Origin of the sequence: Mesorhizobium sp. B2-8-3, from assembly GCF_006440815.1 — a bacterium.
Classification (GTDB): domain Bacteria; phylum Pseudomonadota; class Alphaproteobacteria; order Rhizobiales; family Rhizobiaceae; genus Mesorhizobium.
In genome coordinates, this window is the sequence record NZ_VFTW01000003.1 from 125,172 (window position 1) to 141,136 (window position 15,965).

General features: G+C 62.2%; 15 protein-coding genes and 1 tRNA gene. 15 read left to right on the forward strand and 1 reads right to left on the reverse strand.

Annotated features, from left to right (window positions below; genetic code table 11):
* Positions 1–70 precede the first annotated feature (70 nt).
* The 14 genes from FJ418_RS05855 to FJ418_RS05920 all read left to right on the forward strand — a co-directional run bounded on the left by FJ418_RS05855 (position 71) and on the right by FJ418_RS05920 (position 14,912).
* The gene (locus FJ418_RS05855) at positions 71–1,012 is read left to right on the forward strand and encodes an alpha-E domain-containing protein (RefSeq protein ID WP_140642842.1); all 942 of its coding nucleotides are present in this window, start codon (positions 71–73) and stop codon (positions 1,010–1,012) included.
* Between the two features lie 21 nt (positions 1,013–1,033).
* Positions 1,034–1,828, forward strand: a complete 795-nt coding sequence (locus tag FJ418_RS05860; protein ID WP_140864230.1) for a transglutaminase family protein — start codon at positions 1,034–1,036, stop codon at positions 1,826–1,828.
* A gap of 134 nt (positions 1,829–1,962) precedes the next feature.
* Positions 1,963–2,694, forward strand: coding sequence for a peptidase (locus FJ418_RS05865; RefSeq protein WP_140642836.1), 732 nt, complete (start codon positions 1,963–1,965; stop codon positions 2,692–2,694).
* 98 nt (positions 2,695–2,792) lie between these two features.
* Positions 2,793–4,205 (forward strand): pyridoxal-dependent decarboxylase, encoded by a 1,413-nt coding sequence (locus FJ418_RS05870; RefSeq protein ID WP_140864232.1) that lies wholly within the window; start codon positions 2,793–2,795, stop codon positions 4,203–4,205.
* Positions 4,206–4,330: 125 nt separating this feature from the next.
* On the forward strand, positions 4,331–5,098 hold the full coding sequence (locus tag FJ418_RS05875) for a DeoR/GlpR family DNA-binding transcription regulator (protein ID WP_140642832.1): 768 nt from the start codon (positions 4,331–4,333) through the stop codon (positions 5,096–5,098).
* 126 nt (positions 5,099–5,224) lie between these two features.
* A complete protein-coding gene (glpD, locus tag FJ418_RS05880) occupies positions 5,225–6,751 on the forward strand; it encodes a glycerol-3-phosphate dehydrogenase (protein WP_140864234.1) in 1,527 nt (508 codons plus the stop codon).
* A 39-nt stretch (positions 6,752–6,790) separates the two neighbouring features.
* Positions 6,791–7,870 (forward strand): ABC transporter ATP-binding protein, encoded by a 1,080-nt coding sequence (locus FJ418_RS05885; protein ID WP_140864236.1) that lies wholly within the window; start codon positions 6,791–6,793, stop codon positions 7,868–7,870.
* Positions 7,871–7,880: 10 nt separating this feature from the next.
* The gene (locus tag FJ418_RS05890) at positions 7,881–8,948 is read left to right on the forward strand and encodes an ABC transporter ATP-binding protein (protein ID WP_140782836.1); all 1,068 of its coding nucleotides are present in this window, start codon (positions 7,881–7,883) and stop codon (positions 8,946–8,948) included.
* The gene (locus tag FJ418_RS05895; RefSeq protein ID WP_140653038.1) at positions 8,949–9,815 is read left to right on the forward strand and encodes a sugar ABC transporter permease; all 867 of its coding nucleotides are present in this window, start codon (positions 8,949–8,951) and stop codon (positions 9,813–9,815) included.
* Between the two features lies 1 nt (position 9,816).
* Positions 9,817–10,725 carry a carbohydrate ABC transporter permease gene (locus FJ418_RS05900; RefSeq protein ID WP_140642818.1) on the forward strand — a complete coding sequence of 303 codons (909 nt, stop codon included), beginning with the start codon at positions 9,817–9,819 and terminating at the stop codon, positions 10,723–10,725.
* Positions 10,726–10,728: 3 nt separating this feature from the next.
* Positions 10,729–11,016: a DUF2160 domain-containing protein gene (locus FJ418_RS05905; protein ID WP_140653040.1), complete on the forward strand. Its 288-nt coding sequence runs from the start codon at positions 10,729–10,731 to the stop codon at positions 11,014–11,016.
* Between the two features lie 76 nt (positions 11,017–11,092).
* Complete coding sequence (locus tag FJ418_RS05910; RefSeq protein WP_140864238.1) at positions 11,093–12,823, forward strand: ABC transporter substrate-binding protein; 1,731 nt, start codon at positions 11,093–11,095, stop codon at positions 12,821–12,823.
* Between the two features lie 92 nt (positions 12,824–12,915).
* A complete protein-coding gene (gene glpK / locus FJ418_RS05915) occupies positions 12,916–14,409 on the forward strand; it encodes a glycerol kinase GlpK (RefSeq protein WP_140864240.1) in 1,494 nt (497 codons plus the stop codon).
* 32 nt (positions 14,410–14,441) lie between these two features.
* The gene (locus FJ418_RS05920) at positions 14,442–14,912 is read left to right on the forward strand and encodes a DUF6882 domain-containing protein (protein ID WP_140864242.1); all 471 of its coding nucleotides are present in this window, start codon (positions 14,442–14,444) and stop codon (positions 14,910–14,912) included.
* Between the two features lie 106 nt (positions 14,913–15,018).
* Here the strand turns inward: FJ418_RS05920 and FJ418_RS05925 are convergent, their stop codons facing one another.
* Positions 15,019–15,483, reverse strand: coding sequence for a BA14K family protein (locus FJ418_RS05925; protein WP_140864244.1), 465 nt, complete (start codon positions 15,481–15,483; stop codon positions 15,019–15,021).
* Positions 15,484–15,772: 289 nt separating this feature from the next.
* Between FJ418_RS05925 and FJ418_RS05930 the strand changes: the two genes are divergently transcribed.
* Positions 15,773–15,848: transfer RNA gene (locus tag FJ418_RS05930), tRNA-Lys, on the forward strand.
* Positions 15,849–15,965 lie beyond the last annotated feature (117 nt).

A 15,965-nucleotide genomic window follows, 5' to 3' on the forward strand; every position in this document is an offset into this window, starting at 1 on the left:
TTCGGTCGAAGTTCGAAAATTCACTACTCACTACTCCCTATTCCCTATTCGCTAACCCGAAGGGCCTGACATGCTTCTCGGCCGCACCGCAAACGGTCTCTACTGGATGAACCGCTATATCGAGCGGGCCGAAAACATGGCGCGCCTGGTCGACGCGGGATTGCGCATGGCGCTGACGCGCACGCAGAGCGCTTCGGAGGAATGGAACTCGGTGCTGCTCAGCGCCGGCTCGGACATCGCCTTCAGCCGGAAATACCAGGACTACACCGCCGCCAACGTCTCCGACTTCCTGCTGCGCGACACTTCGAACCCGTCGAGCACGATGTCGTCGATCGAGACGGCGCGCAACAATGCCCGCATGGTGCGCACGGCGCTGACGCGCGAGACCTGGGAAAGCATCAACGAAGCCTGGATGTCGCTGAAGCGCATGCTGGCGAGGCCGATCGACGAACGCGACCTGCCGACGGTGCTCGATGCCATCAAGCGCGAGACGGCGCTGATCCGCGGTTCGTTCTACGGTACGATGCTGCGCAACGAGATTTTCGACTTCTCGCAGCTCGGCACCTATGTCGAGCGCGCCGACAACACGGCTCGCATCCTCGACGTGAAATATTACGTGCTCTTGCCTTCGCTGTCCTGGGTCGGCTCGACGCTGGACAACTACCAATGGGAGTCGATCCTGCGCTCGGTGTCGGCGCACCGCTCCTATCGCTGGGTTTACGAAGCCGACTACAAGCCGACGAACATCGCCGACTATCTGATCCTCAACGTGCGCATGCCGCGCTCGTTGACCTTCTGCTACCGCTTTCTTGGGGAGCATCTGAAATTCCTCGCCGACGATTATGGCGAGCGCCATGCCTGCCATGCCACGGCCGAGAAGATCCAGGCATTGCTCAAGAGAGGGTCGATCAAGGACATATTCGACCACGGCTTGCACGAGTTCCTGGCCGAGTTCATTCGCGACAACACCAGGCTGGGCGACGAGATCGCCCAGGACTACCGGTTCTATTGAGCACAGCCGAGGGCGAGCGCTATGCGGCTCAAGATCACCCATCGCACCGAGTACCGCTACGATCAGCCGGTGCAGTATCTGCTGCAGCGGCTGCGCCTGCTGCCTTCCAGCGGGCGTACGCAGACCGTCGACTCCTGGGCGATCAAGGTCGAGGGCGCGCGCGAGGAGGTGCGCTTCACCGACCATTTCGGCAACGACACGCGGCTGATGAGCGCCGAGAGCGGCCAGAACTCGATCACCGTCGAGGCCGCCGGAGACGTGACCACGCATGATACGGCGGGTGTGACGGGCCCGCATCAGGGCTTTGCGCCGCTCTGGCTGTTCGCACAGCAGACGCAGCTCACCACTGCCGGCGAGCGCATCCGCGAATTGGCCGGCGCGGTCGGACAGGGCACCGAGATCGATCGACTGCACCGGCTGATGGGCGCTATCGGCGAACGCGTCGCCTACAGGCCGGGCACCACCAGCGTCGTGACGCCGGCGGAGGAGGCGCTCGCGTTGAAATCCGGCGTCTGCCAGGACCATAGCCATATCTTCATCGCCGCGGCGGGCGCGCTTGGTTTTCCCGCCCGCTATATCAGCGGCTACCTGATGATGGATGCTGCCGTCGAGCAGGCGGCAAGCCATGCCTGGGCCGAGGCTTATGTCGTCGGGCTCGGATGGGTTGCCTTCGACCCGGCGAACGGTATCTCTCCCGACGAACGCTATGTGCGGGTGGCGACGGGGCGCGACTATCGCGATGCCTCGCCGGTGTCGGGGATATTGCTGGGGCAGGCGCAAGAGAAGCTTGCCGTGACCGTCACGGTAGAGCAGTAATCTGAGCCGCAATCGCCAGACCGGTTCAGCGTTTGATAGAATCACCGAACCGCTCTATCTCTTTGTTTTCACGCAATTCCAGACGGAAAACCGCTACACGTTTTTCCTGGAACTGCTTTCGCAGAAGAGCGACCATGACCTATTGCGTCGGCCTCAAGATCGATCGCGGGCTCGTGTTCATGTCGGACACGCGCACCAATGCCGGCATGGATTCGATATCGACCTTCAAGAAGATGCATGTGTGGGAACAGCCCGGCGAGCGCGTCATCGTGCTGATGTCGGCGGGCAACCTTGCCACGACGCAGGCCGTCGTCAGCCTGCTCGACGAGCGCAACAAGGCGGTCGGCGACCGCCATGGGAAGCTGCTCGAGACCCCGTCCATGTACCAGACGGTGCGGCTGGTCGGCGATACGGTCAAGGAAGCGATCGCGCATGCGTCGCCCGACGGCGAGAAGGCGGACGCCTATTTCAATGCTTCCTTCATCCTCGGCGGCCAGATCAAGGGCAGCCCGCCCAGGCTGTTCATGATCTATCCGGAAGGCAATTTCATCGAATCGACCGACGACACGCCCTTCTTCCAGATCGGCGAGACGAAATACGGCAAGCCGATCATCATCCGTGCCTATGACCGGACAATGAGCCTGGCGGAGACGGTGAAGCTGCTGCTGGTATCCTTCGACTCGACGCTGAAATCCAACCTTTCGGTCGGGCTGCCGCTCGATCTTCTGTTCATGGAACAGGATGCGTTCAAGGTGGGGCTGAACCGGCGGATCGGCCATGACGATCCTTACTACCGCACCATTTCGGATGGCTGGTCCAGCGCGCTGAAATTGGCTTTTTCAAACCTGCCGGATTTTCCGGGGTAGGGCCTTTTCGATCCAGCCCGTTGCCTTAATATATTTAACATGTTAAGCAAAAGAGGGCAGTTCGGTTAACCGACATGGGCGGTTGCTGGGAGGAAATTATGGACAATGAGGAATTCCGCGACTGGTCGAGGCGGGCAGCCGATTGGGGCGCCGATTACCGCGCCGGCCTGCGCGAGCGTCCAGTGCGGCCGGCAATAGCGCCGGGTGAGATTTTCAGGAGCATCGAGGCCTCGCCACCCGAAATGCCCGAGCCGATGGACAAGATCTTCGCCGACTTCGAAGAAAAGATCGTGCCGGGCATGACGCATTGGCAGCACCCGCGTTTCTTCGCCTATTTCCCGGCCAATGCGGCGCCGGTGTCGGTCGTGGCGGAATATCTGGTCTCGGCGATGGCCGCGCAATGCATGCTCTGGCAGACCTCGCCGGCGGCGACCGAGCTCGAGACGCGCGTCGTCGACTGGACGCGCCAGGCGCTCGGCCTGCCCGAGGGCTTTTCCGGCGTGATCCAGGATTCGGCCTCGTCGGCGACGCTTGCCGCGGTGCTCACCATGCGCGAGCGGGCGCTTAACTGGCAGGGAAACAAAAAAGGGTTGGCCGGGCAGGCAAAGCTGCGCGTCTACTCCTCCGACCAGGTCCATACCTCGATCGACCGCGCCATCTGGGTTTCCGGCATCGGCGAGGAAAACCTCATCCGCATCCCGGTCGGCGGACGTTTTCGCGCCATGGATACGGAGGCGCTCGAGGCTGCGATCGTTGCCGATCGCGACGCCGGGCTACTGCCGGCCGGCATCATCGCCTGCGTCGGCGGCACCAGCACCGGAGGCACAGACGACATCGCGGCGGTAGCCGCCGTCGCGAAGCGGCACGGGCTCTACCTGCACGTCGACGCCGCCTGGGCCGGATCGGCGATGATCTGCCCGGAATACCGGCAATTCTGGACCGGCGTCGAAGGCGCCGATTCCATCGTCTTCAATCCGCATAAGTGGCTGGGCGCGCAATTCGACTGCTCGATCCAGTTCGTGCGTCAGCCTGAAGACCTGGTGCGCACGCTGGCGATCCAGCCGGACTATCTGAAAACCCGAGGCCATGACGGCATCATCAACTATTCGGAATGGTCGGTGCCGCTCGGGCGCCGCTTCCGGGCGCTGAAGCTCTGGTTCCTGCTGCGTGCCTATGGCCTCGAAGGCCTGCGCAACATGATAAGAAACCATGTCGCCTGGAGCGAAGGGCTTGCCGCGCGGCTGGCCAGGGAGGCGGATTTCGTGCTCAGCAGCGAGCCGATGCTGTCGCTTTTCTCGTTCCGGCATCGCGCGGCACCCGGCATCGATGCTGACGAGCACAATCTGCGTCTGGTCGACGCCATCAACACCGATGGCCGCATCTATCTCACGCAGACGCGGGTCGACGGGCGCGTGGCGATCCGCTTTCAGGCGGGGCAGTTCGAGGCGACGGCAGCCGATGTCGACGCGGCGTTCGACGTCATAACCGAGATTGCGCGGCGTCTATCCTGAAGCAGCAGGCGTGTTCCGCACTGGTTTGCCTTTTGCAATCAGGTGATTTTCGTTAGCCGGCTTATGCCTTTTCTTCGCTTTCGTTTTCCGATATAGACGGAAAAAACGAAAATGGAGGACGCGCGATGTTTCTTTCGCCACGCCATGCCGAGATCATTCAGATGGCGAAAGACCATGGTCGGGTGCTGGTCGACGACCTGGCGACGCATTTCAATGTGACGCCGCAGACCATCCGCAAGGACCTCAACGATCTGTGCGATCAGCGGCTGCTGACCCGCATCCATGGCGGTGCGCTGTTCCCGTCCGGCATCGAGAACATGGAGTACGAGGCAAGGCGCAAGATTGCCGCCGACGAGAAGGAGGCGATCGGCAGCGCGGCGGCGCGGCTGATCCCTGACAATGCCTCGCTGTTCATCAATATCGGCACCACCACCGAGGCCGTCAGCAAGGCGCTGCTCGACCATAACGGGCTTATGGTCATCACCAATAATATCAACGTTGCCAATAGGATGCGCATCTACCCGACGATCGAGGTGGTGATCGCCGGCGGCGTCGTGCGCGGTTCCGACGGCGGCATTGTCGGCGAGGCGGCCGTCGATTTCATCCGTCAGTTCAAGGTCGATTACGCCGTCATCGGCGCCTCGGCGATCGATCATGACGGCGCGCTGCTCGACTTCGATTTCCGCGAGGTGAAGGTGGCGCAGGCCATCATCGCGAATGCCCGCCACGTTATCCTGGTCTCCGACCGGACGAAGTTCGAGCGCACGGCGCCGGTTCGGATCGGCCATCTTTCGCAGGTGAATACCTTCATCACCGATCGTTGCGAGATCCCGTCGATCCGCAAGATTTGCGAGGAAACCGAGGTCCGGCTGCTTGAGACAGCGCTCGAATAGGCGCGCATCGCGGCTTGCTCACGCAGCTGTGATATTTCGTTTGACATTCGGTTTGAGTTCGAAATAATTCCGCCACGGTTTCGTAAAACACAAAAATGGTGCAATGCGAAATCGTTGGAGGATTCTTTGGACGCATCTCCGATCCATGACATTTTCGTCATCGGCGGCGGCATCAATGGCTGCGGCATAGCCCGCGACGCCGTTGGTCGTGGGTTTTCGGTATACCTCGCCGAGATGAACGATCTCGCCAGCGGAACCTCGTCGGGCTCGACCAAGCTCATCCATGGCGGCCTTCGCTACCTCGAATTCTACGAGTTCCGGCTGGTTCGTGAGGCGCTGATGGAGCGCGAGGTTCTGTGGAAGAACGCGCCGCATATCATCTGGCCGATGCGCTTCGTTCTGCCTTATGCCAAAGGCCTCAGGCCCGCCTGGCTGATCCGGCTGGGATTGTTCCTTTACGATCATATCGGCGGGCGCAAGCTGCTGCCGGCGACGAAGACGCTGGATATGGCCCGCGATCCGGCGGGCAAGCCGCTCAAGCCATTGTTCCGCAAGGCTTTCGAATATTCGGACGGTTGGGTCAACGACGCGCGCCTGGTGGCGCTGAACGCTCGTGACGCGGCAGACCGGGGCGCCGTTATCCGCACCCGCACCAAGGTTGTCGGCGCGCGGCGCGACGGTGCGCTTTGGACCGTAAAAGTGCAGAATGTGCTTACGGGTGAAATCGAGGAGGTTCGCGCGCGGCTTCTCGTCAACGCCGCCGGCCCATGGGTCGACCACGTGCTCTCGACCGCCGTCGGCCAGAACGACGTCCACAATGTCCGCCTCGTGCAAGGGAGCCACATCGTCATCCATAGGAAGTTCGACGATCCGCGCGCCTATTTCTTCCAGAACAAGGATGGCCGCATCATCTTCGCCATTCCTTACGAGGAAGAATTCACGCTGATCGGCACCACCGACCGCGATTATCCGGGCGATCCGCACGACGTGAAGATCTCCGACACCGAGATCGACTATCTGTGCGCCGCGGCAAGCGAATATTTCGCGCAGCCGGTGAAGCGCTCCGACATCGTCTGGACCTATTCGGCGGTGCGCCCGCTCTATGACGACGGCGCCTCCAAGGCGCAGGAGGCGACGCGCGACTATGTGCTGAAGGCCGATGGCGGGGAGGGTGCTGCCCCCTTGCTCAACGCCTTCGGCGGCAAGATCACGACTTTCCGCCGACTGGCGGAATCGATGTTGGAGAAGATCGAAGGTTTTCTCGGCAAGCGCGGCAGGCCGTGGACGCATGACGCGCCGCTGCCCGGCGGCGATTTCGCCGCGACCGGCTTCGATGCCCAGGTCGCCAGGCTGAAGAACGCCTATCCGTTCCTCGACCAGCGGCTGGCGCGCCGCTTCACCCGGCTTTACGGCACGCGGGCGGAGAAATTGCTCGGGCTCGCCAAGTCGAATGCCGATCTCGGCCGCAATTTCGGCGCCGACCTTTTCGAGGCGGAAGTTCGCTATCTGGCCGAAAACGAATGGGCGGTCACCGCCGAGGACGTGCTGTGGCGCCGCACCAAGCGCGGCCTGCATTTCAGCCGCGAGCAGACGGCCGCATTGGAAGAATTCATGCGCGGACTGAGCAGCCGCCATGTCGCTGCGGCGGAATGAGGATCGACCGCTGATGCGCAAGGCCTGGGAGGAGGCGTGATGCTGGAACTGAGGAACGTGACGAAGACCGTCGGCGCGCAGGAGCATATCCGCGACGTGTCGCTGACGCTTCAGCACGGCTCGCTGAACGTGCTCCTCGGGCCGACGCTTTCCGGCAAGACCAGCCTGATGCGACTGATGGCAGGCCTCGACGCGCCGACTTCCGGCTCGGTCTGGTTCGATGGCAAGGACGTCACCGGACAGAAGGTGCAGAAGCGCAATGTCGCCATGGTCTACCAGCAGTTCATCAATTACCCGGCGATGACCGTCTACGAGAACATCGCCTCGCCGCTGCGGGTGGCCGGCCTCGATCAGGCGAAGATCGACAAGGAGGTGCGCAACGCGGCGGCGCTTTTGAAGCTCACGCCCTATCTCGACCGCACGCCGCTCAACCTGTCCGGCGGCCAGCAGCAGCGCACCGCGCTTGCCCGCGCCATCGTCAAGAATGCCAGCCTGGTGCTGCTCGACGAGCCTTTGGCCAATCTCGACTACAAGCTTCGCGAGGAATTGCGCGCCGAGCTGCCGAAAATTTTTGCCGCCGCCGGCACCATCTTCGTCTATGCGACGACAGAGCCGCACGAGGCGCTTTTGCTCGGCGGCAACACGGCCACGCTTTCGGAAGGCCGCGTCACGCAATTCGGCCCGACGGTCGAAGTGTTCCGCAAGCCCGTCGATCTGGTGACGGCGCGGACCTTCGCCGATCCGCCGCTCAACACCATCGTGCTCTCCAAGAAGGGGTCGGATTTCCTGCTCGAAGGCGGCGTCAAGTTGCCGGTGCCGACGGAACTCACCGGCGTTCCTGACGCCAGCTACACGATCGGCTTCCAGCCGCATCATTTGTCGCTGGAGCGGCCGAACGCTTCCGCTGTGCCGGTGCGGGCGAAGGTCACCATCACGGAGATCACCGGCTCGGAAAGCTTCGTCCATCTCGATTTCGCCGATGCGCGCTGGGTCATGCTTGCGCATGGCATTCTCGATTTCGAGACGGACGACGAGGTCGAGGTGTTCATCGATCCGCGCCACATCATGGTGTTCGACCAGAACGGCCGCGCCGTGACGGCGTCGAAGCTGGCGGCGTGAGGAGCAAACGATGGCGCGCATCGAGGTCAACCATATTCGTCATTCCTACCTGCCCAACCCGCAGAAGGATTCCGATTTCGCGCTGAAGGAAGTGCACCACACCTTCGAGGATGGCGGCGCCTACGCGCTGCTCGGGCCGTCGGGCTGCGGCAAGACCACTCTGCTCAACATCATTTCCGGCCTGCTGCATCCTTCGCACGGCAAGCTTTTGTTCAACGGCCGTGACGTCACCAATCTGTCGACGCAGGAACGCAACATCGCGCAGGTGTTCCAGTTCCCGGTCATCTACGACACCATGACCGTCTACGACAATCTGGCTTTCCCGCTGCGCAACCGCCGCGTGCCGGAGACGGACGTCGACCGCAAGGTGCGCGAGACGCTCGACATGATCGATCTCGCTTCGCTGGCAAAGAAGAAGGCGCGCGGGCTCACCGCCGACCAGAAGCAGAAGATCTCGCTTGGGCGCGGCTTGGTGCGCTCGGACGTCAACGCCATCCTGTTCGACGAGCCGCTGACGGTGATCGACCCGCATATGAAGTGGGTGCTGCGCTCGCAGTTGAAGCAGCTGCATCGGCGCTTCGGCTACACAATGGTCTATGTCACGCACGATCAGACCGAAGCGCTGACTTTCGCCGACCGCGTCGTGGTGATGTATGACGGCGAGATCGTGCAGATCGGCTCGCCGGCCGAGCTCTTCGAGCGCCCGCGACACACTTTCGTCGGCTATTTCATCGGCTCGCCGGGCATGAACGTGCTGCCGGTTGCGCTGGAAGGCAGAACGGCGATGCTCGGCGCGCAGCGCATCGAATTGCCCGGCGTGCCCAAGGCCGAAGCCGGCGCCGTCGAGCTCGGCATCCGTCCCGAATATGTGCGGCTCGGCCGCGAGGGCATGGCGGTGCAGGTTTCCAAGGTCGAGGACGTCGGCCGCCACAAGGTCGTGCGCGCCAACCTGGAAGGCAGGGAGATTGCCGCGGTGATCGGCGAGGACGACGAAGTCCCGGCCGAGCCGAAAGTCCGCTTCGATCCGGCCGGCATCAACATCTATGCCGATTCCTGGCGCGTCGAGATGGGGGCGTAGATGGACAAGACCTGGAACAACAAGGCCTGGTTCCTTGTGCTGCCGGTGCTGGTGCTGGTGGCGTTCTCGGCGGTCATCCCGCTGATGACCGTCGTCAACTATTCGGTGCAGGACACGTTCGGCAACAACGTCTTCTTCTGGGCCGGCACCGAGTGGTTCGAGGAACTGCTGCACTCCGACCGCTTCTGGGAAGCGATGGTGCGCAACCTGATCTTCTCCTTCATCATCCTGGCGATCGAGGTGCCGCTCGGCATCTTCATCGCGCTCAACATGCCGAAGAAGGGCTGGGGGGTGCCGGTCTGCCTGGTGCTGATGGCGCTGCCGCTGCTCGTACCGTGGAACGTCGTCGGCACGATCTGGCAGGTCTTCGGCCGCAACGACATCGGCCTACTCGGCTATTACGTCAATGCGCTTGGCATCGACTACAACTACGTCCAGGATCCGATCGACGCCTGGGTCACCGTCATCATCATGGATGTCTGGCACTGGACCAGCCTGGTCGTGCTGCTTTGCTATGCCGGCCTGGTCTCGATTCCCGATGCCTTCTACCAGGCGGCCAAGATCGACGGCGCATCGCGCTGGGCGGTGTTCCGCTACATCCAGCTGCCCAAGATGCAGCGTGTGCTGCTGATCGCCGTGCTGTTGCGCTTCATGGATAGCTTCATGATCTATACCGAGCCCTTCGTCGTCACCGGCGGCGGCCCCGGCAATTCGACCACCTTCCTGTCGATCGACCTCGTCAAGACTGCCCTCGGCCAGTTCGACCTTGGTCCGGCGGCGGCAATGTCGCTGGTCTACTTCCTGATCATCCTGTTGTTGTCGTGGGTGTTCTACACCGTGATGACCAATTACGACGCGGAGCGCTGAGATGGCGGGCGCCAACGAGACGACGCGCGTGAGCGAGACGGCGGTCACCGAGGTGGGCAGCGCGCTGTCGCAGGACGAGGTGGCGAGGCTGATGCGCCGCCGCGGCGAGGAATCGCGCTGGTGGTGGATCGTGCCGACGGTCTACATCATCGTTATCCTGCTGCCGATCTACTGGCTCATCAATATGAGCTTCAAGACCAACGCGGAGATCGTGTCGTCGCTGACGCTGTTCCCGCATAATCCGACACTGGCGAACTATCGCACCATCTTCACTGACCCGTCCTGGTATTCGGGCTACATCAACTCGATCACCTATGTGGTGATGAACATGGTGATATCGGTGGCGGTGGCGCTGCCGGCGGCCTACGCCTTCTCGCGCTACCGCTTCCTTGGCGACAAGCATTTGTTCTTCTGGCTTTTGACCAACCGCATGGCGCCGCCGGCGGTGTTCGCGCTGCCGTTCTTCCAGCTCTATTCGGCGTTCGGCCTGATCGACACCCATATCGCCGTGGCGCTGGCGCACTGCCTGTTCAACGTGCCGCTGGCGGTGTGGATACTCGAGGGCTTCATGTCCGGCGTGCCGAAGGAGATCGACGAAACCGCCTATATCGACGGCTACTCCTTCCCGCGCTTCTTCGTGAAGATCTTCATGCCGCTGATCGCGAGCGGCATCGGCGTCGCCTGCTTCTTCTGCTTCATGTTCTCGTGGGTGGAGCTCCTGATCGCGCGCACGCTGACCACCACCGACGCCAAGCCGATCGCCGCCACCATGACCCGCACGGTCTCGGCCGCCGGCATGGATTGGGGCCTGCTCGCCGCCGCCGGCGTGCTGACGCTGATCCCCGGCGCTTTGGTCATCTGGTTCGTGCGAAACTATATCGCCAAGGGCTTTGCCCTGGGGAGGGTCTAAGCCATGAACCTCGACTTCTCCTGGATGGCGTGGACGTGGCCGACGGCCGCTTTCTTCATCGTCATCGCGCTGATGCTCTGCGGCATGGGCGTTTGGGAATATGTCTCGCCCGGCGGCAATCCGCGCGTCGGCGTGCTGCGCTTCGAGACGACGCGCGGCGATCGTTTGTTCCTGTCGCTGCTTGGCAGCGCCTTCATCCATCTCGCTTGGCTGGGTCTGGTAGGACCCAACCTGTGGTGGGCTCTCGCTCTCTCCGTGGTCTACGCCGTTGGCGTGTTCCGATACGTATAGAGGGGGAATAGCCGGAGCGGCCGCGTGCTGGCGGCCGCCCCGGAATGCACTTGAAACCTAAGACTGGAGGAGACACATGCGACGGCAATTTCTAACATCGACGACCGCCCTAGCCCTATTGCTCGGCGTGGGCAACGCCTATGCCGGTATGGACGAGGCAAAAGCCTTTCTCGACAAGGAGATAGGCGACCTTTCGACGCTTTCGCGCGCCGACCAGGAAAAGGAAATGCAGTGGTTCATCGACGCAGCCAAGCCGTTCGCCGGCATGGACATCAAGGTCGTCTCGGAAACCATCGCCACCCACCAATACGAGTCACAGGTGCTGGCGCCGGCCTTCTCCGCCATCACCGGCATCAAGGTCACGCATGACGTCATCCAGGAAGGCGACGTCGTCGAAAAGATCCAGACCCAGATGCAGACGGGACAGAACCTCTATGACGGCTGGGTCAACGATTCCGACCTGATCGGCACGCACTGGCGCTACCAGCAGGTGCGCAACCTGACCGACTGGATGGCGAATGAAGGCAAGGACGTCACCAATCCGAACCTCGACCTGAAGGACTTCATCGGCACCTCGTTCACGACGGCGCCCGACAAGAAGCTCTATCAACTCCCCGACCAGCAGTTCGCGAACCTCTACTGGTTCCGCTACGACTGGTTCAACGACGAGAAGAACAAGGCCGACTTCAAGGCCAAATACGGCTACGACCTAGGCGTTCCCGTCAACTGGTCGGCTTATGAGGACATCGCCGAATTCTTCACCGGCCGCGAGATCGACGGCAAGAAGGTCTACGGCCATATGGACTACGGCAAGAAGGACCCGTCGCTCGGCTGGCGGTTCACCGACGCCTGGCTGTCCATGGCCGGCAATGGCGACAAGGGCATTCCGAACGGCCTGCCCGTCGACGAATGGGGCATCAAGGTCGACGAGAATTCGCGCCCTGTCGGCTCCTGCACGGCGCGTGGCGGCGACACCAACGGCCCAGCGGCGGTCTACTCGATCCAGAAATATCTCGACTGGCTGAAGGCCTACGCTCCGGCGGAAGCCCAGGGCATGACCTTCTCCGAATCTGGCCCGGTGCCGGCGCAGGGCGCGGTCGCGCAGCAGATCTTCTGGTACACCGCCTTCACCGCTTCGATGGTCGACGGCGGCGCCAAGGCGGTGCTGAACGACGACGGCACGCCGAAGTGGCGCATGGCGCCGTCGCCGCATGGCGTCTACTGGAAGGACGGCATGAAGCTCGGCTATCAGGACGTGGGTTCCTGGACGCTGATGAAATCGACGCCGGACGATCGCGCCAAGGCCGCCTGGCTCTATGCGCAGTTCGTCACCTCGAAGACCGTCGACGTGAAGAAGAGCCATGTCGGCCTGACCTTCATCCGCGAGAGCACGATCCACGACAAGAGCTTCACCGAGCGCGCTCCGAAGCTCGGCGGCCTGATCGAGTTCTATCGTTCGCCGGCCCGCGTCCAGTGGTCGCCGACGGGTACCAACGTGCCTGACTATCCGAAGCTGGCGCAGCTCTGGTGGCAGGCGATCGGCGATGCCTCGTCCGGCGCCAAGTCGGCTCAGGAAGCGATGGACTCGCTCTGCGCCGAGCAGGAAAAGGTCATGAGCCGCATCGAGAAGTCGGGCGTCCAGGGCGATATCGGCCCGAAAATGGCCGAAGAGCATGACCTCGCCTACTGGAACGCCGACGCGGTCAAGAAAGGCAATCTCGCTCCTCAGTTGAAGATCGAGAACGAGAAGGAAAAGCCGATCACCATCAACTACGACGAACTGGTGAAGAGCTGGCAGCAGCAGTAACTGCATGACGCGGGCGTGCTTGCCCTTGTAGGAAGTGCGGGGGAGGCGGCTTTGCCGTCTCCCCTGTTGCATGAGAAGTGGGAGGATGCGGAATGAGCGGTTTTGTGCTGGCCATCGATCAGGGGACGACGTCGACCCGGGCGATCCTGTTCGACGACAAGATGAAGGTTGCCGGCACCGGCCAGCAGGAATTCACGCAGCATTATCCGGCTTCCGGCTGGGTCGAACATGACCCGGAAGACATCTGGGCGAGTGTTCTCGCCACGGTGAAATCGGCGTTGAAGGCCGCCGGCCGCACGGCATCGGATGTCGCCGCGATCGGCATCACCAACCAGCGTGAGACCGTCGTCATCTGGGACAAGGCGACTGGCAAGCCGATCCATAACGCGATCGTCTGGCAGGACAGGCGCACCGCGCCGCTCTGTCAGAAGCTGAAGAAGCAGGGATTGGAGAAGACATTCACGAAGAAGACCGGCCTGCTGCTCGATCCCTATTTCTCCGGCACCAAGATCGCCTGGATGCTGGACAAGGTGAAGGGCGCTAGGAAGCGCGCCGAGAAGGGCGAACTGCTCGCCGGCACCATCGACAGTTTCCTGATCTGGCGGCTGACCGGCGGCCAGGTGCACGCCACCGATGCCACCAACGCCTCGCGCACTTTGGTCTACAACATCGAGAAGAATGTCTGGGATGACGAGCTGCTTTCGATCCTGAAGATTCCGGCCGCGATCCTGCCGCGGGTGAAGGATTGCGCCGACGATTTCGGCGTCACCGAGAAGAGCCTCTTTGGCGCCGAGATGCGAATTCTCGGCGTGGCCGGCGACCAGCATGCGGCGACGATCGGCCAGGCCTGCTTCGAACCCGGCATGATGAAATCCACCTACGGCACCGGCTGCTTCGCGCTGCTCAACACGGGCGCCGACCTGGTGCGCTCGAGGAACCGGCTTTTGACCACTATCGCCTATCGGCTCAACGGCAAGACAACCTACGCGCTGGAAGGCTCGATCTTCATCGCGGGCGCCGCCGTGCAGTGGCTGCGCGACGGCATCAAGGTGATCGGCAAGGCCGAGCAAAGCGGCGCCTTGGCGGCGGCCGCGGATCCGGCGCAACAAGTCTATCTGGTGCCGGCCTTCGTCGGCCTCGGCGCGCCGCATTGGGACGCGGACGCGCGCGGCGCTATCTTCGGCCTGACGCGCAACTCCGGCCCGGCCGAGTTCGCGCGCGCCGCACTTGAATCGGTCGCCTTCCAGACCCGCGACCTGCTCGACGCCATGCGCAAGGACTGGAAAGGCGCCTCGGCCAAGACGGTGCTTCGCGTCGACGGGGGCATGGTGGCGTCCGACTGGACCATGCAGCGGCTCGCCGACATTCTCGACGCGCCGGTCGACCGTCCGACGATCCTGGAGACGACGGCGCTTGGCGCCGCCTGGCTCGCCGGTTCGAAGGCCGGTGTATGGCCGAAGGCAAGGGAATTTGCTAAGAGCTGGGCGCTTGAACGGCGCTTCATGCCGCAGATGGATGCGGCCGCGCGCGAGGCGAAGTTGGCCGGATGGCGCGATGCGGTGCGCAGGACGTTGAGTGGGCAATAAGGAGCTGTCAGTCAGCGTGCAGGGTGAGGGGAATGGACCCAGACTGGTATGCTGCCTGGCGTGAGGAGGCTTTCGAACAACTTCGGGCGAAAAATAGGCGCTTGCAGGATGACTTCCGCCTTGGCAGTTGGTCTCGCTATAATTACGACCTGAAGGCTGGAAAGCTCCTTTTCTCAGAACAAGGCGTCGTCACGGTCGTCTCGGAGATCCAAATTGCTGGGTCAACGAGCGTTGAAGCTGGCAATTGGCTCTGGGCTTGGGCCAATTCGAATTGGCCCTCGGAATTCATAACTGACGCCCGGTCAGCCCGATCTTTCGGTAAGGAGCACGGCATCGGCGATTTAACTCGAGACTATGTGACGGACGAAGATCTTGATGCACTCGGCTGGAAACTGACCTCAGCAGTGACTCGGATTTGCAACGCTTGCGGAGCCTATCGCTCTCCTCCAGATGACGGCGTAGGTCTTTATCTGATTCTCAAAAGCATTAGCTGGGCAAGCTGACCTGTGGGCGCGCTCAACTGTTGAAATCCGGCTGAACAACAACGAGAGAGCCCGTGCCTCTCGAGGCACGGGCTCAGTCAACGACCCGGGTACTGACTGGAGGCCGTCAGTAGGGCGAAACGCACTGCTGACGCGGGCCGCTGTAGGGTTGGAAGGTGTTGTCCGAAGCGCGATACGAACGATAACGGTCGTAGCACCACTGCACATGCGAGTTGCCGCGATAGACGCGGTTGTTCTCACTGTTGACGATGGCGCCGGTGATCAGCGCGCCGGTGGCGAAAGCGGCAAGCGGGAACCAGTAGTCGCCATGACGGCGATAGCCGCGGCGATATTCACGATAGCCGCGATGGCCGTTCCAGTACATGCCGTCATTGCGCGAGAAACGCTGGCCGCCGCGCCAATGGCCGCCATGCCTCCATCGGAAATCGCGTTCTGCGACCGTCTGGACGTCGGACGAAGCCGGCGAAGCCTGCGGGACGAACACCTGGGCGGCGTTGGCAGGTACTGCCGCCGCGGCGGCGAACGAAACCGACAAGGTGGCGGCAAGCAAGCCCGATACGATCTTTTTCATGGGTCTTCTCCTGGAAAGGGTGGTTGACGTCCCTGTGCCGGAGGAACGGAAAATGACCTCAATGGTTCCCCTTTGAATCTCAAACCATTGTTATTTCAGGAGCTTCTGAGATAGCGAGGGAGATCGAAGCGGGCATCGGACTCGGCACCACGGATGCTTGATCGCCAGTCGCCAAAATTTGCCAGACCCGTTGATAACTCCAGCTGGCGGCCGTCTTTTTCCGGTTGACCGGCCGCGGCACTCTCCCTATGTTCCGCGCAATTTCGAGGGCGGCGTTTCGAGCCCGCGGGAGCGCGTAGCTCAGCCGGTAGAGCAACTGACTTTTAATCAGTAGGTCATGGGTTCGAATCCCATCGCGCTCACCAAATTTTCAACAACCGAGTAGATGCCGGAGCAAACCTACCGACGCTTCCGTATCCGGGGCGATCGACGCAGGGCATGTCGTCTGCGCCCCGGCAATCGGAACAAAAACTTATGCGCGG